Genomic DNA, 20,120 nt, shown 5'->3' on the forward strand with positions numbered 1-20,120 from the left:
GGGCGATCAGGCCGGCAGCGACACCGACGTCACGGGCATCGACGAGTCCGGGGCGAAACCGATGCCGCTGGGTTCCACGCCGGCCATCACCAGCTGGGCGCCGAGGGCGGCCACCATGGCTCCGTTGTCCGTGCACAGGTCCAAGGGCGGAACGTGCAGCCGGATTCCGGCGGACGCGCAGCGCTGCCCGGTCAGTTCCCGCAGGCGTGAGTTGGCTGCCACGCCGCCGCCCAGCAGGACATCCTTGATGCCGCGCTCCCGGCAGGCCAGGACGGCCTTGGACGAGATAACGTCCACCACGGCTTCCTGGAACGCTGCGGCGATGTCGGCCACCTGGATCTCCTCCCCACGGGCCTCGAACTGCTCCACGCAGCGTGCCACAGCGGTCTTGAGCCCGCTGAAGGACCAGTCGTAGCGGTGCGGGCCCGGTTCCTCCGCGGTCCCCATGTATTTGGGCTGGGTCAGGCCCCGCGGGAAGCGGATGGCCTTCGGGTTGCCCGTGCGGGCCGTCTTGTCGATGGCGGGGCCGCCCGGATAGCCCAGCCCCAGGATGCGGGCCACCTTGTCGTAGGCCTCGCCCGCGGCGTCGTCGATGGTGGAGCCCAGCAGCACCACGTCGCTGGTGATGCTGTTGATCTGCAGGATCTCCGTGTGTCCGCCGGACACCAGCAGGGCGCCCAGGTTCTCCGGCAGTTCCTGCTTGCGGCCGTCCACGCGGCCGTCCAGGAGTCCGACGCCGACATGGGCCACCAGGTGGTTGATGGCGTAAAGCGGTTTTCCGGTGGCGACCGCCAAGGCCTTCGCGGCGCACACGCCCACCATCAGCGCGCCTGCCAGGCCGGGGCCGGACGTGACGGCGATGGCATCCACGTCCGCCAGTTCCACGCCCGCCTCGGCAAGCGCCTGCTCCAGGGTGGGGACGAACGCGTCAAGGTGCGCCCGGGAGGCGATCTCGGGAATAACCCCGCCGAAACGGACGTGCTCATCCATCGAGGAGGAGACGGTGTTCGTCAGGAGGGTGGTGCCGCGGACGATGCCCACGCCGGTTTCGTCGCAGGACGATTCGATGCCGAGCACCAGCGGCTGCGTGCGGTTCATTGTTTGCCTGCTTCCGTTGTTTCCCCGGTATCAATGGCCCCTGCATTCGGGGCGTCCGCGAGCCGGAGCCGCATGATCAGGGCGTCCACCCCGTCCCGGTAGTAGCGGCGGCGGACATGGATCTGTTCGAACCCGAACCGGACGTACAGCTTCTGCGCCCTGGGGTTGTCGGCGCGGACCTCGAGGAGGACCTCCGATGCCCACCGGCGCCGGGCCTCCCTGATCAGCTCGGTCAGCAGGGTACTGCCGATGCCGCGGCCCTCGTAGTCGGGCACGACGGCGATGGTCTGGACGTCGGCGATGGGCTCGATGCACATCAGCCCGGCGTAGCCCACAATGCCGCCATCGGCTTCGGCCACGAGGTAGCGGCGGGTTTCCGGCTGGGCGAGTTCGTCCAGGAACATCTGCAGCGGCCAGGCGTCGATCGGGAAGAGCCGCCGCTCAAGGGCTTCGACGGCGGGGACATCGTCCACTGTCATATCGCGGACGGTGACTTTTGCGGGGCGGGTTTCGGGTGCCGCGTTCACAGGGCGCGCTTCCGGGGTCCGGGCACCTGGGCGTCGGATTCACGCAGGTACAAGGGTGTGGAATCTAGCAGGGTGCCGCCGGATGCCAGCCGGGCCAGCGCGAACTGGCCAAGGTACAGGGCGTCGGGTTGCTCCTGGGCGAAGTCCGGATCGGCTTTGAGGGCACCGGCGTAGAGGCCTGCACCCGCGCCGAACGCAGGCAATCCCGGCAGGTCCGCGGCGAAGCCCACATGCGGCCCGTCTTCCAGCAGGGGCAGCTGGCCGTCGCTGAGGCTGTAGCGGGCCCAGTAGACCTCTTTGCGCCGGGCATCGGTGACCACGAGGAATTCGGGGACTGCCGAGGTGGATTCGGCTACCTCCAACGCCACCGCGTCCAGGCTCACCAGTCCGTGCAGCGGCTTGCCCCACACGAAGGCCAGGGTGCGCGCCGTGGCAATGCCCGAGCGCAGGCCGGTGAACGGTCCGGGCCCCACCCCCACCACCAGCGCATCGATGTCCTGGCCCGTAACGCCTGCCGCAGCGAGCATTTCGTGGATCCCGGGGGCGAGTACCTCGGCGTGGCTGCGGGTGTCCTCCGTGGAGAAACTGGCCACCACTGCCTCGGGGGCGTCATCGGAGACCAATGCTGCACTGGCCACCGCCGACGTGTCGATGGCGAGAATCAGCATGGAGCGTTCCCTTCGCTGCCGTCGAGGTCCGGGGCGGCCGTCCACCGGGGGCCGTACCCGCGCATCACAATGGTGCGCGGCTCGTCGGTGTCTTCGGCGTCGAAGTCCAGGTTTCCGGGCTGCCCTCCGGTACTCGTGGCGCCCAGGCCGATGGCGCGGAGGAAGTCGATCTCCAGCCTGCTCTCGCTGAGGTGCTCCACGCGGTCGTGGCCCCATTCCACCACCGTCACGGACGAGTCCATGGTGTTTTCGAGGTCGATGTCATCAATTTCTGCCGCCGAGCCCAGCCGGTAGGCATCCACGTGCACCAGGTCCGGGCCGCCGGGGCGCGGACCGTCCGGCAGGTTGGGGTGGATCCGGACCAGGACGAAGGTGGGCGAAATGATGCCGGCGCGGACGCCCAGGCCGTGCCCCAGTCCCTGCGTGAACGTCGTCTTACCCGCGCCGAGCTCGCCCGAGAGCACCAGCAGGTCCCCGGCCCGGAGTACCTCCGCCAGGCGTTCGCCGAACGCCTGTGTCTGGTCCGCCGTCGTCGCCGTCAGCGTCTTTTCCCAGTTGGCTGCAGCAGGCCGGGCGCCTGGTTGCGCTGAGCTCATGCCGCCCCCGCCCCGCCGTGAACCCGGGCAAGGCCGGCGCCCGTGGCGGCGTGATCGTCCTCGTTGATGAAGCGCCGCGGCACCCGGGGACTGATCCGCGTCACGATTTCGTAGTTGATGGTCCCGGCCGCGCGGGCCCAGTCATCGGCAGTGGGCCCGCCGTCGGCACCGTCGCCGAACAGCACCGCCTCGACGCCCAGCAGCCCCTCGCCGGCGTGCTCAGCCCCGAGGTCGATCACCATCTGGTCCATGGCGATCCGCCCCACCACCGGGTACGTCCTTCCCGCCACGCGGACGGGACCACCGGTGGCGACGCGTGGAACACCATCGGCATAACCTACCGGAATCAGGGCGAGCGTACTCGGACCGCTGGTGTGGTACCGCAGGCCGTAGGAGACGCCCTGCCCCTCGGGCACCTCCTTGCACTGCGAGACAAGGGTGCGCAGCGTCATGGCGGGGCGGAGGCCGAGCTCCGCGGACGTCTGCCCCTCGAACGGCGAGAGCCCGTAGATTCCCAGGCCCGCGCGGACGAGGTCGAAGTGCGTGTCCGGCCGGGAGAGCGTGGCCGGGGTGTTGGCAAGGTGGCGCACTTCCGGGTCCACGCCGGCATCTTCGGCGATGGCCACCGCTTCCCGGAAAGCAGCCACCTGCTGGTCCGTCTCGGGCCGCTCGGGTTCGTCCGCGACGGCAAGGTGGGAGAAGATCCCCACCACCCGCAGCAGGCCCTGGTCCTGGTAGTCCACGGCTTCACCCACCAGGCGGTCCCAGTCTTCCGGCGTGCATCCGTTGCGACCCAGCCCCGTGTCCACCTTCAGGTGCACCCGTGCCGGGCGCTCCTGCTCCCGGGCCGCAGCGACGATCCGTTCCAGCTCCCACCCGGAGCATCCGATGTCGACGCCGGCGGCCACGGCGGCGCCGAAGTTGCTGTCCGTGGTGTGCAGCCAGGCGAGCAGCGGTGCGTCGATGCCCGCGGCGCGCAGCGCCAAGGCTTCGGAGATGTGGGCGACCCCCAGCCAGGAGGCGCCCGCCTGGAGCGCTGCGCGCGCCACAGGAACGGCGCCGTGGCCGTAAGCGTCGGCCTTGACGACGGCCATGACTTTCGCGGGAGACGCGGCGGCGGCGAGCCGGCGGACGTTGTGGCGGATGGCGTCCAGGTCAATGACGGCGGACCGTTCGTGGCGGGGGTCCGGCCCTGGGGCAGCGCTGAAATCACCGGTTGTTGCGGGGTAGGTCACCTAACTGATTCTAGTCCGGGCACTTCCGGCCGAATAATCGCCGTGCCAGCCGGCCCTCACGCGTCCGAAAGGTGCGCGATGGTAGCGGCCGCCCGGCGCTGGGCTGCCTGGGGTACATCCTGGAGGATGTCAGCGAGGAACGCGAAGCGCCGCAGCCATTGGCTCATCTGCCGTTCGGGGCGGGCGTTGGCGCGCTTCCACCAGTCGGCGATGTCGCCCCAGCCCGGGGCAGCCAAGGATCCGCCCACCTCCTGCACGGCCAGCGACGCGCACAGGTTGGCGAACCGCAGACGGTTCCCCAACGGCCAGCCCGCCAGGGTCCCCACGATGAAGGCAGCATCGAAGCAGTCGCCCGCACCGGTGGGATCATGTGCCTTGACCGGCAGCGACGGAACCCACTCCTCCTCCCCGGTTTCAGAATCCACAGCCATGGCGCCCTGCGCACCAAGGGTCACCACGGCTACGGGGACCCGGTCCGCCAGGGCGTAGAGGGCGCTCCAGGGGTTGTCCTTGCCGGTCAATGCCATGGCCTCGCGCTGGTTGGGCAGGAAGGCATAGAAATACTGCAGGTTTTCGAGCCGCACCGGGGCCCACTCCCCGCTGGGGTCCCAGCCCACATCGCCGAACAGCTTGACCCCCGCCGCCTGGGCGGACCGGGCCCACGGTTCCACTTCCAGGCCCACCTCGGCGATGCCCGCGAGCGCCCGGGGCGGCTTTCCGATCAGCTCCGAGTTGGTTACGGGGGCGGAGTGGCCATGGGTCACCAGCGAGCGGTCCTGGTCCACGCAGAGCGACACGGTGACCGGGGAGTGCCAGCCCGGGACGCGGCGGGACAGGCTGAGGTCCACATGCTCCTGGCCGGAGAGGATCTTCCAGTTGAAGTCGCCGTAGCCGTCATCCCCGAACGCGGCGGCCAGCCCGGTGCGCAGGCCCAGCCGGGCTGCGGCGATGGCCTGGTTTGCCACCCCGCCCGGGCAGCTGCCCATTCCCTCGCTCCAGATTTCCGTCCCTGGTTCGGGCCCGTGGGGCAAGCCGGTGAAGATGATGTCCTGGAAGACCGTGCCGGCCAGCAGCACATCGAATCCCGGCTCGGCAGGTGACCTGACGGCGGCCAGGGGGTCGAACGGGCGGGCGGGAATCGCGTCCATGTTCGGCACAATACGCCGTGCCGGGAGGCTTCGGTAGGGGCCGGGGGCACGCAGGGGCAGGCCAGCGGCGGGCGGGCCTAGACTGCTGGGTATGCGGCTTCTGATTGCCGGCGGCGGAGGTTTCCGGGTGCCGTTGATATACCGGGCACTGGTGTCCGGCCGCTATGCCGGGCTGGTCACCGAACTCGTATTGCACGACGTCGATGCGGGCCGGCTGGATGCGGTCACCGCGGTGCTGCACAGCATGCCCGGCGGGCAGAACGCGCCCCTGCGCATCCACGCCACCACCGACCTTCGCGAAGCCCTGCCGGGAACAGAAGTGGTGTTCGCCGCCATCCGGCCCGGCGGCACGGCGGGACGCGTCGCTGACGAGAAGGTGGCGCAGCGACTCGGCCTGCTGGGCCAGGAAACCACGGGGGCCGGCGGAATTTCCTACGCCCTGCGGACCGTCCCTCCCATGCTGGACCTGGCCCGGTTGATGCGGGAACTGTGCCCGGACGCGTGGCTGATCAACTTCACCAACCCCGCCGGGATGGTCACCGAAGCGCTGATTCCCCTGCTCGGCCCGCAGGTGATCGGGATCTGCGACTCCGCGGGCGGCCTGGTGCACCGCGCGGCGCAGGCTGCCGGGGTCGCGTTGCCGGAGGGATCGCTCGACGGCGTGGGCTACTACGGCCTGAACCATCTGGGCTGGCTGTACCGGCTGGAGTCCGGGGGCCGGGACGTGCTGCCGGACCTGCTTTCGGACGGCGCCGCCCTGCAGTCCTTCGAGGAAGGCAGGCTGTTCCCGCAGGAGTTCCTGGCAAACCTCGGCCTGCTGCCCAACGAGTACCTCTTCTACTATTACCAGGCCGCGGCCGCCCGCCAGGCGATGGGGGCGATGTCCCGGACCCGCGGCGAGACCATCCACGTCCAGCAGCAGGAGCTGTACCCCCGGCTCGCTGCAGCCGGTACGGACGCGTACCGGCTGTGGGAGGAGGCACGGCGGTCCCGTGAAGAGGGGTACCTGGCCGAGGCGCGTCATGACGGCGAACGGCGGAATGAGGAGGACCTGGCCGGCGGCGGCTATGAGCGGGTTGCGCTGGCGGCCATGCGCGCGCTCTCCGGAAGGGCCGAGGAAAGCCCGGCCGGCGGCACCCAGCTGGTCCTCAACACGCGCAACACCCTGCCGCCCGCCGGTGGAGAGGCAGCCCCGCCGGCCACGACCCGCCCGCCTGCTCCCCAACCGGCCATTCCCGGCCTGCCCGCGGACGCCGTCGTCGAAGTTCCCTGCACGGTCACCCACAATGGCGCCATCCCATTGCCCCAGGACGTGCCGGCCGAACCGCAGCTTGGACTGCTCCGGCGCGTGAAGGAAGTGGAGCGGCTCACCGTCCAGGCCGCGTGCGAGGGCCACCGCGACGCTGCCCTGGCGGCCTTCGCCCGGCATCCCCTGGTGGACTCCGAGGACCTTGCCGCGCAGCTCCTTTCCGGCTACGAGGAGGTGCACCCGGAGCTGGGGAAGATCTGGCAGGGCGGCGGGCGTTAGGGGAAGGAGTAGAGTTTTTTCGAATGTGCACTCGCCCGGTTCCGCTGACGCGCGCCGGTGGCCGGAAGGAGGTCCCGTGGCACTGATCCGCAGGGTCGCTTTGCTCTCCCTCCACACCTCCCCGATGGAGCAGCCGGGCTCCGGTGACGCCGGCGGGATGAACGTCTACATCCGGGAACTCGCCTCGGCACTGGCGGAGGCCGGCGTGGAGGTGGAAATCTTTACGCGCGCCACCTCAGCCAGCCAGCCCGCCGTCGAACACCCCGATCCGGGTGTGTGCGTGCACAACGTCCTGGCCGGGCCGCCGAAGAAGATCCCCAAGGAGGAGCTTCCCGGGCTGCTGCACGCCATGGTGGCGGAAATCGAACAGATCCGGAGCCGCCAGCCGCACGGGCGCTACGACGTGATCCACTCGCACTACTGGGTGTCCGGGATTGCAGGACTGGAGCTGTCCGAACTGTGGGGTGTGCCGCTGGTGCACACGATGCACACCATGGCCAAGGTCAAGAACCTGCTGCTGGAATCCGGCGAACAGCCTGAGCCACGGCGTCGTGAGCTGGGTGAACAGCGCATCGTGGACGGCGCCGCGCGGCTCATCGCCAACACCAGCGCCGAAGCGGCGGAACTGGTATCGCACTACGGCGCCACGTACGACCGCATCGACATCGCGCCGCCCGGCGTGGACCTCGGCACCTTCACCCCGGCGTTCCGGGCCAGGTCCCGCGCGCAGCACGGCATCAGCCCCGACACCTTCCACCTGGTGTTCGCCGGCCGCATCCAGCGGCTGAAAGGGCCACAGGTCCTGGTCAAGGCCGCCGCGCTGCTGCGCAAGCGCCGTCCCGACATCGACCTCCGGGTCACCATCCTGGGATCGCTGAGCGGCAACAAGGAGTTCAACCTTCGGTGCCTGGTCGCCGAGGCAGGAATGGACGACGTCGTCACGCAACTGCCGCCGGTGAAGGCACCTGAGCTGGCGTCCTGGTTCCGCGCGGCCGACGTCGTGGTGATGCCTTCCTTCAGCGAATCCTTCGGCCTGGTGGCGCTTGAGGCCCAGGCCTGCGGCACGCCCGTGGTGGCCACCCGCGTGGGCGGGCTTTCCCGTGCCATCTTCCACGGCCGCACCGGGCTCCTCGTGGACGGCCACCACGCCGCCGACTGGGCCGATGCGCTGGAAGCGCTGTACGACGACCCCGCCACCCGCGAAGACCTGGGGCGGGCCGCCGCCATCCGCGCCCAGAATTCCGGCTGGCAGCGCACAGCGGCCATCACGCTGGAAAGCTACCATGCCGCCGTCGACAACCACGTGGCACCCCGCCTCGCCCGGGCCGTTCCGGCTTCCTGATTTTCTCCGTCCACCGCCTGCCTGCTGTTAGCTTAGGGGCAGGTCTCCGGCGCCGGACTGCGCCGGAAAGGACGGCGCAGGACAGGACTGCGCACGAAAGGACAAGGATGTCTGCTCTTCCCACTGATCTCGAGATCGCCCGGGCCGCCAGGATCCAGCCCATCGCAGAGATCGCGGCCGCCGCGGGGATTAATCCTGACGCGCTGGAACAGTACGGGCGGTACAAGGCCAAGATCGATCCCGGCCGCCTCGCCGCGCCGGCCCCGCACGGCAAGGTGGTGCTGGTCTCGGCCATGTCCCCCACCCCGGCCGGCGAAGGGAAGTCCACCACCACCGTGGGACTGGCCGATTCCCTGGCCCGGGCCGGGCACAAGGTGATGATCGCCCTGCGCGAGCCCTCGCTCGGTCCGGTCCTGGGGATGAAGGGCGGAGCCACCGGCGGGGGTTATTCGCAGGTCCTTCCCATGGATGAGATCAACCTGCACTTCACCGGTGACTTCCATGCCATTACCTCGGCCAACAACGCGCTCATGGCCCTGGTGGACAACCACATCTACCAGGGCAACGCCTTGAACATCGATCCGCGCCGGATGACCTTCAAACGCGTCCTGGACATGAACGACCGGGCGCTGCGGGAGGTGGTGATTGGCCTGGGCGGGCCCACCCAGGGCGTGCCCCGGCAGGACGGGTTCGACATCACAGTGGCGTCCGAGGTCATGGCCGTCTTCTGCCTGGCCACCGACCTGGCGGACCTCCGTGCGCGCCTGGGCCGGATCACGTTCGGCTACACCTACGACCGCGCCCCCGTCACCGTCGCGGATCTTGGGGTGGAGGGGGCTTTGACGCTCCTGCTCAAGGAGGCCATCAAGCCCAACCTGGTGCAGACCATCGCCGGAACTCCCGCGCTGGTGCACGGCGGACCCTTCGCAAACATCGCGCACGGCTGCAACTCGCTGACCGCCACGCAAACGGCCCGGCGGCTGGCGGACATTGTGGTGACCGAAGCCGGTTTCGGGGCCGACCTGGGCGCGGAAAAGTTCATGGACATCAAGGCACGGGTCGGCGGTTTGGCACCCTCGGCGATCGTTGTGGTGGCTACGGTCCGGGCGTTGAAGATGCAGGGCGGGGTGGCCAAGGACCGGCTGGGCCAGCCCGATATGGCCGCGCTTGAGGCCGGCGTGGCCAACCTGCGCCGGCACGTGCGGAACGTGGAAAAGTTCGGGGTTACTCCGGTGGTGGCCATCAACCGTTTCTCCTCGGATACGCCGGAGGAACTCGACTGGCTGCTGGCCTGGTGCGCCGGCGAAGGCGTGCAGGCCGCCGTCGCGGATGTGTGGGGACGCGGCGGCGGGGGTGACGGAGGTAACGAGCTTGCCGCGCTGGTGGCGCAGGCGGTGGAGCGGCCCACCCATTTCCGGCACCTTTACCCGCTGGAGCTGCCCGTGGAAGACAAGATCCGGACCATCGCGCAGGAGATCTACGGTGCCGACGGCGTGGACTTCTCCGTGCCGGCACTGAAGCGGCTGGCCGAGATCGAGCGGAACGGCTGGGGTTCGCTGCCGGTCTGCATGGCCAAAACCCAGTACTCCTTCACCGACGACGCCTCCCGCCTCGGCGCCCCCAAGGGTTTCACCATCCACGTGCGAGACCTGCTGCCCAAGACCGGCGCGGGGTTTATCGTCGCCCTGACGGGTGCGGTGATGACCATGCCTGGCCTCCCCGCCGACCCGGCAGCCCTCCGGATGGACGTGGACGCGGAAGGAAACCCGGTCGGCCTCACCTAACCCCCGCTCACTTTTGACACCTCTTTTCGGAACGCCCGCTCACCTTTGACACCTCTTTTCGGAACCCCCGCTCACCTTTGGCAGGCCTTTTATAAACCCCGGCTCACCTCTGACACCCATTCCCCAAACCCGGCTTCACCTCTGGCCGACGTCAACCGCAGTTCCCGTTCTTGGACAGCAGGGGCTTGTGGATAACTTCACGCGGCTATCGGCTGATTGCATGAGAATGCAGTATGCGACCCCATCCGCCATTGCCCGCGCACTTGGCCAGCAGGCCTTTCACAGTCGAGAGATCCAAGAGCGCTGGCCTGAACCACAACCGCTTGCGGCGCGTTGACGTTGAACACGTCAGTCGGGGACTCTATCGCCCCGCCGCATGGAACTTCCATCTTGAGGACGCCGCCCGCGCATTGTCGGAGGCAACGCCAGGAGCATGGATTTCACATATAACGGCGGCTCGACTCCGCAGTTCGGTCCTGCCCCCTGGGTTATCCGACTCCAACGAACTGCATCTCAGCAAGCCTGCTGCACTTCCAGGAGCACGCAGGAAAGGAATTCATGGTCATCGAGTCATCGTGAAGCCTGGCGAAGTTGAGTTTGTCGAGGGGATTTGGCTCAGCACCCGGGCGCGGACGTGGCTGGACATGGCAAGACAGTTGCCCTTGGGTGACTTGGTGGCGATGGGAGACGAACTGATTCGCCAGCCCCGGCCTGACCTCGAAGAAGGCAGGGAGAGCCCCTACGCAACACGTGAGGAACTTCAGGCGCTCATTGACGGACATCCGAACCTGCAAGGGGTAGTCCGCGCCAGAAACGCACTGGACTTGATGCGCGTAGGATCCGACTCTGCTCCTGAAACGTTCCTTCGACTGGCCATGTTATATGCAGGCTTCCCCGAGCCGGAGTTGCAGCTAAAACTTCGTTCTGAGGACTCCCGATCGCCTTCCTGCGACCTCGGCTTTCGGCTCCGCAGAATTGCCATCCAGTACGACGGCGGGCATCACCTCGGCGAACGGCAGCGAATAAGCGATCGGAGGAGGGACAGGTCCTTTGATGCGGCCGGGTGGACCGTTGTCATCATCGACAAAGCGGATCAGGAGGACGATTTCGCCCCCGCCATCAAGAAGATCAAGCAGGCTTTGAGGAGTTCCGTAGCGGATCCCACCGTCAATTCGGGATTCGCCAACAGGCACTAGATGGAACCGGACAAATCCCACTCCAGTGAGCGCCCGTTCTCCCGAAAGCTGCCAAAAGCGAGCGGGGGTTCGAGGAAAACGCGTAAAAGGCGAGCGCGGGTGAGTTGATGACCTGTCAAAGGTGAGCGGGGGTGTTAAGCGGAGGCGCTCCCCCACCCGGAGGTGAGGGAGCGCTTCCGGTAAGAACTGTGCGGGGGGTTAGCGCTCCAGGTCGCCGCGGATGAAGGCTTCGACCTTTTCGCGGGCGAGGTCGTCGTTGAACTGCTCCGGCGGGGACTTCATGAAGTAGCTGGACGCGGACAGCAGCGGGCCGCCGATGCCGCGGTCCAGCCCGATCTTGGCTGCGCGGATGGCATCAATGATCACGCCGGCGGAGTTCGGCGAGTCCCAGACCTCCAGCTTGTACTCCAGCGAGACGGGGGCGTCACCGAAGTTCCGGCCTTCCAGGCGAACGAAGGCCCACTTGCGGTCATCGAGCCACTGGACGTAGTCGGACGGGCCGATGTGGACATCCTTCGCTGCCAGTTCGGCCTCCACGTTGGAGGTCACGGCCTGGGTCTTGGAGATCTTCTTCGATTCCAGCCGGTCCCGCTCGAGCATGTTCTTGAAGTCCATATTCCCGCCGACGTTCAGCTGGTACGTCCGGTCCAGGGTGACGCCCCGGTCCTCGAACAGCTTCGCCATCACACGGTGCGTGATCGTGGCGCCGATCTGGCTCTTGATGTCATCACCAACGATCGGGACACCGGCGGCCGTGAACTTGTCCGCCCATTCCTTCGTCCCGGCAATGAACACCGGCAGTGCGTTCACAAACGCCACGCCGGCGTCGATGGCGCACTGCGCATAGAACTCGGCCGCTTCCTGGGACCCGACGGGCAGGTAGCAGACCATCACGTCCACCTGGGCATCCTTTAGAGCCTGGACCACATCGACCGGCTCCTCGGTGGACTGCTCGATGGTCTCCAGGTAGTACCGGCCCAATCCGTCCAGGGTGTGGCCGCGCTGGACCGTGACACCGGTCGGCGGGACATCAGCGATCTTGATGGTGTTGTTCTCGCTTGCGCTGATGGCGTGGGCGAGGTCATGGCCAACCTTCTTGCCGTCGACGTCGAACGCGGCAACGAACTCCACGTCACCCACGTGGTACTGGCCGAACTCAACATGCATCAGGCCGGGAATGGTGGCCTTCGGGTCAGCGTCCTTGTAATACTCAACGCCCTGGACCAGCGAGGCAGCGCAGTTACCCACGCCAACGATTGCAACACGAATCGGATGTGAAGACACGGTACTCCTTTGTGACGAACGTCAGCCGGCCGGGTAAGGCTTCGCAGGGAAGTACGACGGCGGCCGGCTGGCACGGCGCCGCGCGGCGCCTTTTCATACTACCCAACCACGGCGGGACCGGGCGCGGTGCGCCCGGTCCCGCCCGTAAGAAAGCGTCCCGCGTCAGAAAGCGTCCGTAACGGAACAGCCGTCAGGCGTTCTGCTTCCAGAGGTTGATATCCGATTCCACGGCGAACTCATCGATGGCGTTGAGCTCCTCGTCCGTGAAGCCGAGGTTGTTGATGGCAGAGAGGCTGTCCTCCAGCTGCCGGACGCTGGAGGCCCCGATCAAGGCGGACGCGACAGGCGAGCCCTTGGGCTGGTCGCGCAGGATCCAGGCGATGGCCATCTGGGCCAGGGACTGCCCGCGGCCTTCGGCGATTTCGCGCAGTCCGCGGACGCGGTCGAGTTTCTCTTCGGTGATGGAATCCTCGGAGAGGAACCGGGCTTTGGCTGCACGGGAGTCGGCGGGAATACCGTTGAGGTAACGGTCGGTGAGCATGCCTTGCGCCAGGGGCGAGAACGCGATGGAACCGGCCCCCACCTGGTCCAGCACCTCGTACAGGTTGGGCGCTCCGTCCTCGGTCCAGCGGTTGAGCATGGAGTAGCTGGGCTGGTGGATCAGCAGCGGGGTTCCGAGCTCCTTGAGGATCCGGGCGGCTTCGAGTGTCTGTTCGGGCGTGTAGGAGGAGATGCCTGCGTACAGTGCCTTGCCGGAGCGGACGGCGTAGTCCAGCGCTCCCATGGTTTCTTCCAGCGGGGTTTCGGGATCAGGCCGGTGGCTGTAGAAGATGTCCACGTAGTCCAGGCCCATCCGCTGCAGCGACTGGTCCAGGCTGGAAATGAGGTACTTGCGTGAGCCCCACTCGCCGTAGGGGCCGGGCCACATGTAGTAGCCGGCCTTGGTGGAGATCACCAGTTCATCGCGGTAGGGCTTGAAGTCCTCCTGGAGGTGGCGGCCGAAGTTGGTTTCGGCGGAGCCATCCGGCGGACCGTAGTTGTTGGCGAGGTCGAAGTGGTTGACGCCCAGGTCGAAGGCGCGGCGCAGGATGGCGCGCTGTTCGTCAAAGCGCTTGTCGTCCCCGAAGTTGTGCCACAGGCCCAGCGAGATGGCCGGGAGTTTCAGTCCGCTGCGGCCGACGCGGCGGTAGGGCATGGATTCGTAGCGGTTCTCCGCTGCTGAATAAGTCATACGTTCCATCCTGCCAGCTGTGACCCGCGCGACAGGTGCCAGCGAAAAAGTTTCGCCGCGGGCAGGATCCGCGGCGAAACTTTCAGCCAGGAAGCGTGGATGGTCAGGACGTGAGGATTGCTGCGCTCCAGGGTGCGAGGGAGAGCGACCCGCCGTCCAGCCCGACGGCCTCGTCCGTTGCCAGCAGGACATCCCCGGCGGCGTCGAGACGGACTTTGGCGTCGGTGAAGTTCACCAGTACCTCGACGGATCCGCGCCGGAACCGCAGCCAGCCGGCATCGTCGTCGTACGACACCTCTGTCCCACCGAACCCGAGCCCGGCCAGCTCCGGGTGCGAGCGGCGAAGCGCGGTGAGCGACCGGTAAAGCTCCAGGAGCCGCGCGTGCTCGCCGCTGCCGGCCTCGGCCCAGTCCAGCTTGGACCGGCGGAACGTTTCCGGGTCCTGGGGATCAGGCACGACGGCGGGATCCCACCCCATGCGTTCGAATTCCTTGATGCGCCCTTCCGCTGTCGCCTTGCCCAGCTCAGGTTCTGGATGGGACGTGAAGAACTGCCACGGCGTGGACGCCCCGTACTCCTCGCCCATGAACAGCATCGGCGTGAACGGTGAGGTCAACGTGAGGACAGCGGCCACGGCCAGCTGCCCATGGGACAGCGACTGCGAGAGCCGGTCCCCCGTGGCCCGGTTGCCGATCTGGTCGTGGTTCTGGTTGCAGACCACCAGCGCCGCCGGGTTCACCAGCGCGGCATTGATGGGCCGGCCGTGGTGCCTGACGCGGAAGCTGGAGTAGCTGCCGTCATGCAGGAACCCGTCCTTCAGCACCTTGGCCAGGACGCCGAGGGATTCGAAATCCGAGTAGTATCCCGTGGTTTCGCCGCTGACGTTGACGTGGACGGCGTGGTGGAAGTCGTCGCTCCATTGCCCGGCAAGGCCGTATCCGTTGACGTCCCTCGGGTAGATGAGCCGCGGGTTGTTCAGGTCGGATTCGGCGATAAGCGTCCTGGGCAGCCCGGTTTCCGCCGAGATCGCATCTCCCAAGGCACCGAGGTCCTCGAGGATGTGCACGGCGCGTTCGTCGCGCAGCGCGTGCACGGCGTCGAGCCGGAGCCCGTCCACGTGGTAGTCCCGCAGCCAGAGCGCAGCGTTGTCCAGGATGTATTCACGCACCACGTCGGAGCCGGGACCGTCGAGGTTGACCGAGTCGCCCCAGGTGTTGGCGTCGCCCTGCTTGAGGTAGGGCCCGAACTTGGGCAGGTAGTTGCCGCTGGGGCCCAGGTGGTTGTAGACCACGTCCTGGATGACGCCCAGTCCTGCCGCGTGCGCGGCATCGACGAAGCGCTGGTAGGCAGCCGGGCCGCCGTAGCCTTCGTGCACGGCGTACCACTGGACACCGTCGTAGCCCCAGTTGTGCGTGCCGTTGAAGCCGTTGACGGGCAGCAGTTCGACGAAGTCGATGCCCAGGTCCGCCAGGTAGCCCAACTTCTCCACGGCCGCGTCGAGGGTTCCTTCGGGGGTGAAGGTGCCCACGTGCAGCTCGTAGATCACCGAACCCTGCAGGTCCTTGCCGCGCCAGCCCGCGTCCTGCCAGGCATAGGTTGCGGGGTCGTAGGTCCGGGAGAGTTCGTGGACCCCGGCAGGAACCCGGCGGGACCGCGGGTCAGGGAGCGGGTGGGTTTCGCCGTCCAGGAGGTAGCCGTAGTCCACCTCGCCTTCTCCCGGCGCGTCCGGCGCGGTCCACCACCCTTCCGAGCCCGGTGCCGCCTCCCTTTGCCGCATCGGGTACTGCCGGCCCCCGGCCAGCAGAATCACGGACTTGGCGTCCGGAGCCCACACGTCGAAACGTTCGGCTCCGGTGTTGACGAGGGTCATGCCTTTTCTCCATCCACGGGTACCAACAGTGCCACGGGGTAGGTTCCCAGGACCTCGGCCACGGAAACAGGGCCTAGCCCATACGAAGCGCCGGTGAGTTCGTCGCGCATGGCAGTGGGAAGTTCGACGGCGGTGTCCCGCCAGCCGCCGCCGGCTTCCAGTCCGGCGGGGAGCCGCGTAGCCAGGGTGACAGCGCCGGGTGACGTGCCCGTGCCGCGGGAGAAGGCCAGCAGGTGGCCGGCGGCCGCCCCGGTGGCCGCCATCGCCGCGTAGCCCTGGAACAGCTCTGGCCGGTCGCGGCGGAGGCGGAGGGCGCGGGAGGTGACCAGGAGCTTGCTGGCCTCTGTGCCCGCGGCGGGCAACGTGCCGGCGTCGAGCTTTGCCAGCTCAGCCTGGCGGGCACCAAAGTCCACAGGCCTGCGGTTGTCCGGGTCCGTGAGCGAGCGTTCCCAGAACTCGCTGCCCTGGTACACGTCCGGCACGCCTGGCATGGTCAGCTGGACCAGCTTGGCGGAGACCGAGTTCGCGGCGGAGAAGGCGTCGATGCGGGCCACGAAGTCCTCCACCACCCTGCCGACCTTGGGGTCGTCGAAGACCGCGTCGACGGCGGCCTTCACCTTGGCTTCGAAGTCCTCGTTGGGGTCGGTCCACTTGGTGGAGTTCCCGGCCTCGCGCGCCGCCTTGGATGCGTACCCCTGCAGCCGTTCCCGGCTTGCGGGCCACGCTCCGACGATCGCTTGCCACAGCAGGTTTTCGTAGGGGCCGTCCGGGATCGACGCCAGCTCGCGCAGTGTCCCAAGCGCGTCCGCCCACTCCTGCGGCAGTTCGGCGATGACCGAGATCCTGGCCCGCGCGTCCTCGCTGCGCTTCGTGTCGTGCGTGGACAACGTGGTCATGGACAGCGGCAGGTCCTGCTGCCGGCGCTGCATCCGCTGGTGGAACTCTTCGGGGGACACCGCGAATTCGGTGGGTTCGGCGCCCACTTCGGTCAGGGTGCCCAGCCGGGTGTAGCGGTAGAACGCGGTGTCCTCCACGCCCTTGGCCATGACCATGCCGGAGGTCTGCTGGAAACGGATGGCGATGGGGTTGGCGGGGTCCAGCAACAGGGGAAGGAGCGTTCCCACGGCAACCTCCAGGTCCGGACGGTGCGCAGCCGCTGATTCGCACGCTTCCTTGAGGATCTCCGCGCCCACGGGCAGGTAGGACCGGTACACCGGGAAAGAGGCGATGATCTCCGCGATCGCGTCTGCCGCCTGGTTGAGTTCGAGCCCGTAGGACTCCGGGACCAGCCGGGCCAGCCGCAGCACTTCTGAGCGCAGGATGCCGTCGGCGATCATGCGCTTGGTGCCGCGGATCATTTCGGCGTAGTCCGCAGGCCCGGACGCCCCCCGCAATGAAGCGTCCAGCGCATCCAATGCCTGCTGGCCCGCGGGATCGATGAAGATCCGGTCGACGTCCGCCAGCGCGTCGTACCCGGTGGTGCCTTCGCAGGCGAACTCCTGCGGCAGGACCTCACCCGGTTCAAGGATCTTTTCCACCAGGATGTAGGCACCCCCGCTGAGGTCCTTGAGCCAGCGGAGGTACCCGGCAGGATCGGCCAGGCCGTCCGGGTGGTCCACCCGGAGCCCGTCCACCAGCCCCTCGGTGAACCAGCGGCCCACCTCGGCATGGGCCTTATCAAAGACCGTCGGTTCCTCCACCCGGATTCCCGCGAGAGTGGTGACGGCGAAAAAGCGCCGGTAGTTCAGCTCGGCGTCGGCACGGCGCCAGTCCATGAGCTGGTAGTGCTGGCGGCTGTGGACGTCCTGCGGGGAATCCCCTTCCGCGTAGGTGCCCTCGGCCAGCGGGAACCGGTGGTCGTAGTACCGGAGCTCGCCGTCCTTGATCTCGAGCTTGTCCAGGTCGGCGTCCGAGCCCAGCATGGGAAGCCGGACCTTGCCGCCGCCCAGGTCCCAGTCGACGTCGAACGCCTCGGCGTAGGGCGAGCCCTGCCCTTCCTTCAGCAGGGACCACCACCAGGGGTTCTGGGCTGGCGTGGCGACGCCCACATGGTTGGGGACGATGTCCACCAGGACGCCCATGCCGTGTTCGCGGGCGGCCTTGGACAGGGCCAGCAGGCCCTCGGGTCCGCCGCGGTCCGGGTCCACGGCCGAGGGGTCGGTCACGTCATAGCCGTGGTCCGAGCCCTTTTCTGCGGTGAGGATGGGCGACAGGTACACCCAGTCCACGCCGAGGTCCTTCAGGTAGGGCACTTTTTCGGCGGCGTCGAACAGGGTGAAACCGCGGCGGATCTGCAGCCGGTAGGTGGAGGCGGGCGTCCTCATGCCTTGGTCGCCTTTGCCTCGCTTGCTTCCGCCGCCTTGGTTGCCCTTGCCTCGCTTGCCTCAGCGGCCTTGGTCTGGGCTTCCACCATCTCCTCCTGGGCTTCCTCCTGCTCCACCATGGAGGCCAGGGATGCGGCCGCGGACACGTCCACCTCGGCTTCAGGGCCGGAGTAGGCACGGAGCACCACCATGGACTTGGCGTCCAGCGTCAGCGTGGCACCGGCCTTCAGCGGTTCGTAGGCGTCGGCCTGGGCTGCGGTATCAATCAGGACCTCCCAGTACTGCGAGTACTCGTCCGAGGGAAGGCAGAAGTCCACCTCGTCGTCGTGCGCGTTGAAGGCCATGATGAAGCTGTCATCGGTGATCCTGCGGCCGCGTGAATCCTGCTCCTGGATGCCGTCGCCGTTGTAGAACACGCCGATGGTCCGGCCGAAACCGCTCCCCCAGTCCTCGGGCAGCATTTCGGTGCCGTCGGTCTTCAGCCACACGATGTCCGGCAGCTTTTCGCCCTGGCCGCGGCGCACCGGCCGCCCGTCGAAGAAGCGGCTGCGGCGGAACGTGGGGTGGTCGTGCCGGAGCTTGCTGACGAAGGCGGTGAATTCGACCAGGGGCTGGTCCATGGCCTCCCAGTGCACCCAGCTCAGCTCGGAATCCTGGCAGTACGTGTTGTTGTTGCCCTGCTGCGTGCGGCCAAGTTCGTCGCCGTGCAGCACCATCGGAACGCCCTGCGACAGCAGCAGTGTGGCAATGAAGTTCCGCTGCTGGCGGGCGCGCAGGGTCAGCACCTTCTCGTCGTCGGTGTCCCCTTCGGCGCCGCAGTTCCAGGAACGGTTGTGGGATTCGCCGTCGTTGTTGCCCTCGCCGTTGGCCTCGTTGTGCTTCTCGTTGTAGGAGACCAGGTCCCGCATGGTGAAGCCGTCGTGGGCGGTGACGAAGTTGATCGAGGCCACGGGGCGGCGCGCGGAGCTTTCGTAGAGGTCGGCGGAGCCGGTCAGGCGGGAGGCGAATTCGCCCAGGGTGGAGGGCTCTCCGCGCCAGAAGTCACGGACGGTGTCGCGGTATTTACCGTTCCACTCCGTCCACTGCGGCGGGAAGTTGCCCACCTGGTAGCCGCCGGGGCCGACGTCCCATGGCTCGGCGATGAGCTTGACCTGGGAGACGACCGGATCCTGCTGGATAAGTTCGAAGAAGGTGGAGAGCTTGTCAACGTCGTAGAACTCGCGGGCCAGGGTGGAGGCGAGGTCGAAGCGGAAACCGTCAACGTGCATCTCCGTCACCCAGTAGCGCAGGGAGTCCATCAGCAGCTGCAGGGAGTGCGGGTGCCGGACGTTGAGCGAGTTGCCCGTGCCGGTGTAGTCCATGTAGTGCTTCAGGTCGTTGTCCACCAGGCGGTAGTAGGCCTGGTTGTCGATGCCCTTGAAGGACAGTGTGGGGCCCAGGTGGTTGCCTTCGGCGGTGTGGTTGTAGACGACGTCGAGGATCACTTCGATGCCGGCGCGGTGCAGGTCGCGGACCATGGCTTTGAACTCCTGGACCTGGTGTCCCACGTCGCCGGTGGAGCTGTAGGTGTTCTGCGGGGCGAAGAAGCCGATGGTGTTGTAGCCCCAGTAGTTGCTCAGCCCCTTCTCCTGGAGGGTGCCGTCGTTGACGAACTGGTGCACCGGCATGAGCTCGATCGCCGTGACGCCGAGTTTCTTCAGGTGCTCGATGACGGCCGGGTGCGCCACGCCGGCGTACGTGCCGCGCTGCTCTTCGGGGATCTCCGGGTGCAGCTCGGTCAGGCCCTTGACGTGGGCCTCATAGATGACGGACTCGTGGTAGGGAATCTTGAGCTGGCGGTCGCCGTCCCACTCGAAGAACGGGTTGATGACCACGCCGTGCATGGTGTGGGGCGCCGAGTCCGCATCGTTGCGGGAGTCGGGGTCGCCGAACTCGTACGAGAAGAGGGCGGGATCCCAGTCGATCTGGCCCTGGATGGCTTTGGCGTAGGGGTCCATCAGCAGCTTGTTCGCGTTGAACCGGCTTCCGTTTGCGGGATCGTAGGGTCCGTGCACGCGGTAGCCGTACTTCTGGCCGGGCTGGATGTGGGGCAGGTAGCAGTGCCAGACGTACCCGTCCACCTCGGTGAGTTCAATCCGGGTCTCGGTCAGGTCGTCGGCCAGGAGGCAGAGTTCAACCCGCTGCGCCTGTTCGCTGAACAGGGCGAAATTGGTGCCGGTGCCGTCAAAGGTAGCTCCCAGCGGGTAGGCAGTTCCAGGCCAGACTTCCATCGTGCTCCTCATTGTTGGT

General features: G+C 67.5%; 15 protein-coding genes. 4 read left to right on the forward strand and 11 right to left on the reverse strand.

Going from position 1 to position 20,120, the window contains the following annotated elements; genetic code table 11:
- Window positions 1-6: 6 nt before the first annotated feature.
- The 6 genes from tsaD to AC3IMC_RS07330 are packed head-to-tail and all read right to left on the reverse strand — an operon-like array spanning window position 7 to window position 5,272.
- Complete coding sequence (gene tsaD, locus AC3IMC_RS07305) at window positions 7-1,098, reverse strand: tRNA (adenosine(37)-N6)-threonylcarbamoyltransferase complex transferase subunit TsaD (RefSeq protein ID WP_490917729.1); 1,092 nt, start codon at window positions 1,096-1,098, stop codon at window positions 7-9.
- Entirely contained in the window at window positions 1,095-1,577 is a 483-nt protein-coding gene (rimI, locus tag AC3IMC_RS07310) for a ribosomal protein S18-alanine N-acetyltransferase (protein WP_490918093.1), read from the reverse strand. The genes tsaD and rimI overlap by 4 nt, the downstream gene beginning before the upstream one ends.
- A 44-nt stretch (window positions 1,578-1,621) precedes the next feature.
- Window positions 1,622-2,293: a tRNA (adenosine(37)-N6)-threonylcarbamoyltransferase complex dimerization subunit type 1 TsaB gene (gene tsaB / locus AC3IMC_RS07315; RefSeq protein ID WP_490917730.1), complete on the reverse strand. Its 672-nt coding sequence runs from the start codon at window positions 2,291-2,293 to the stop codon at window positions 1,622-1,624.
- Window positions 2,287-2,889: a tRNA (adenosine(37)-N6)-threonylcarbamoyltransferase complex ATPase subunit type 1 TsaE gene (tsaE, locus tag AC3IMC_RS07320; RefSeq protein WP_490917731.1), complete on the reverse strand. Its 603-nt coding sequence runs from the start codon at window positions 2,887-2,889 to the stop codon at window positions 2,287-2,289. Before tsaE ends, tsaB begins: the two co-directional genes overlap by 7 nt.
- Entirely contained in the window at window positions 2,886-4,124 is a 1,239-nt protein-coding gene (alr, locus tag AC3IMC_RS07325) for an alanine racemase (protein ID WP_490917732.1), read from the reverse strand. The genes tsaE and alr overlap by 4 nt, the downstream gene beginning before the upstream one ends.
- Window positions 4,125-4,180: 56 nt before the next feature.
- Window positions 4,181-5,272 (reverse strand): carbohydrate kinase family protein, encoded by a 1,092-nt coding sequence (locus tag AC3IMC_RS07330; RefSeq protein WP_490917733.1) that lies wholly within the window; start codon window positions 5,270-5,272, stop codon window positions 4,181-4,183.
- A 91-nt stretch (window positions 5,273-5,363) separates the two neighbouring features.
- On the opposite strand from AC3IMC_RS07330, the gene AC3IMC_RS07335 reads away from it, so the two are divergent.
- The 4 genes from AC3IMC_RS07335 (at window position 5,364) to AC3IMC_RS07350 (ending at window position 11,122) form a co-directional block, all read left to right on the forward strand.
- Window positions 5,364-6,800 carry a family 4 glycosyl hydrolase gene (locus AC3IMC_RS07335; protein ID WP_490917734.1) on the forward strand — a complete coding sequence of 479 codons (1,437 nt, stop codon included), beginning with the start codon at window positions 5,364-5,366 and terminating at the stop codon, window positions 6,798-6,800.
- Between the two features lie 76 nt (window positions 6,801-6,876).
- Window positions 6,877-8,142 carry a D-inositol-3-phosphate glycosyltransferase gene (gene mshA / locus AC3IMC_RS07340; RefSeq protein ID WP_490917735.1) on the forward strand — a complete coding sequence of 422 codons (1,266 nt, stop codon included), beginning with the start codon at window positions 6,877-6,879 and terminating at the stop codon, window positions 8,140-8,142.
- Between the two features lie 107 nt (window positions 8,143-8,249).
- Window positions 8,250-9,926: a formate--tetrahydrofolate ligase gene (locus tag AC3IMC_RS07345; protein ID WP_490917736.1), complete on the forward strand. Its 1,677-nt coding sequence runs from the start codon at window positions 8,250-8,252 to the stop codon at window positions 9,924-9,926.
- Window positions 9,927-10,501: 575 nt separating this feature from the next.
- Window positions 10,502-11,122: an endonuclease domain-containing protein gene (locus AC3IMC_RS07350; protein WP_490917737.1), complete on the forward strand. Its 621-nt coding sequence runs from the start codon at window positions 10,502-10,504 to the stop codon at window positions 11,120-11,122.
- A gap of 198 nt (window positions 11,123-11,320) precedes the next feature.
- Here the strand turns inward: AC3IMC_RS07350 and AC3IMC_RS07355 are convergent, their stop codons facing one another.
- The 5 genes from AC3IMC_RS07355 to glgX form a co-directional block, all read right to left on the reverse strand.
- The gene (locus tag AC3IMC_RS07355; RefSeq protein ID WP_490917738.1) at window positions 11,321-12,406 is read right to left on the reverse strand and encodes an inositol-3-phosphate synthase; all 1,086 of its coding nucleotides are present in this window, start codon (window positions 12,404-12,406) and stop codon (window positions 11,321-11,323) included.
- A 190-nt stretch (window positions 12,407-12,596) separates the two neighbouring features.
- Entirely contained in the window at window positions 12,597-13,637 is a 1,041-nt protein-coding gene (mgrA, locus tag AC3IMC_RS07360) for an L-glyceraldehyde 3-phosphate reductase (RefSeq protein WP_490917739.1), read from the reverse strand.
- A 103-nt stretch (window positions 13,638-13,740) separates the two neighbouring features.
- On the reverse strand, window positions 13,741-15,507 hold the full coding sequence (gene treZ, locus AC3IMC_RS07365; protein ID WP_490917740.1) for a malto-oligosyltrehalose trehalohydrolase: 1,767 nt from the start codon (window positions 15,505-15,507) through the stop codon (window positions 13,741-13,743).
- A complete protein-coding gene (gene treY / locus AC3IMC_RS07370) occupies window positions 15,504-17,831 on the reverse strand; it encodes a malto-oligosyltrehalose synthase (protein WP_490917741.1) in 2,328 nt (775 codons plus the stop codon). The genes treZ and treY overlap by 4 nt, the downstream gene beginning before the upstream one ends.
- Window positions 17,828-20,101 (reverse strand): glycogen debranching protein GlgX, encoded by a 2,274-nt coding sequence (gene glgX / locus AC3IMC_RS07375; RefSeq protein ID WP_490917742.1) that lies wholly within the window; start codon window positions 20,099-20,101, stop codon window positions 17,828-17,830. The genes treY and glgX overlap by 4 nt, the downstream gene beginning before the upstream one ends.
- Window positions 20,102-20,120: the final 19 nt, after the last annotated feature.

It is taken from the genome of Arthrobacter sp. E70 (assembly GCF_058266945.1).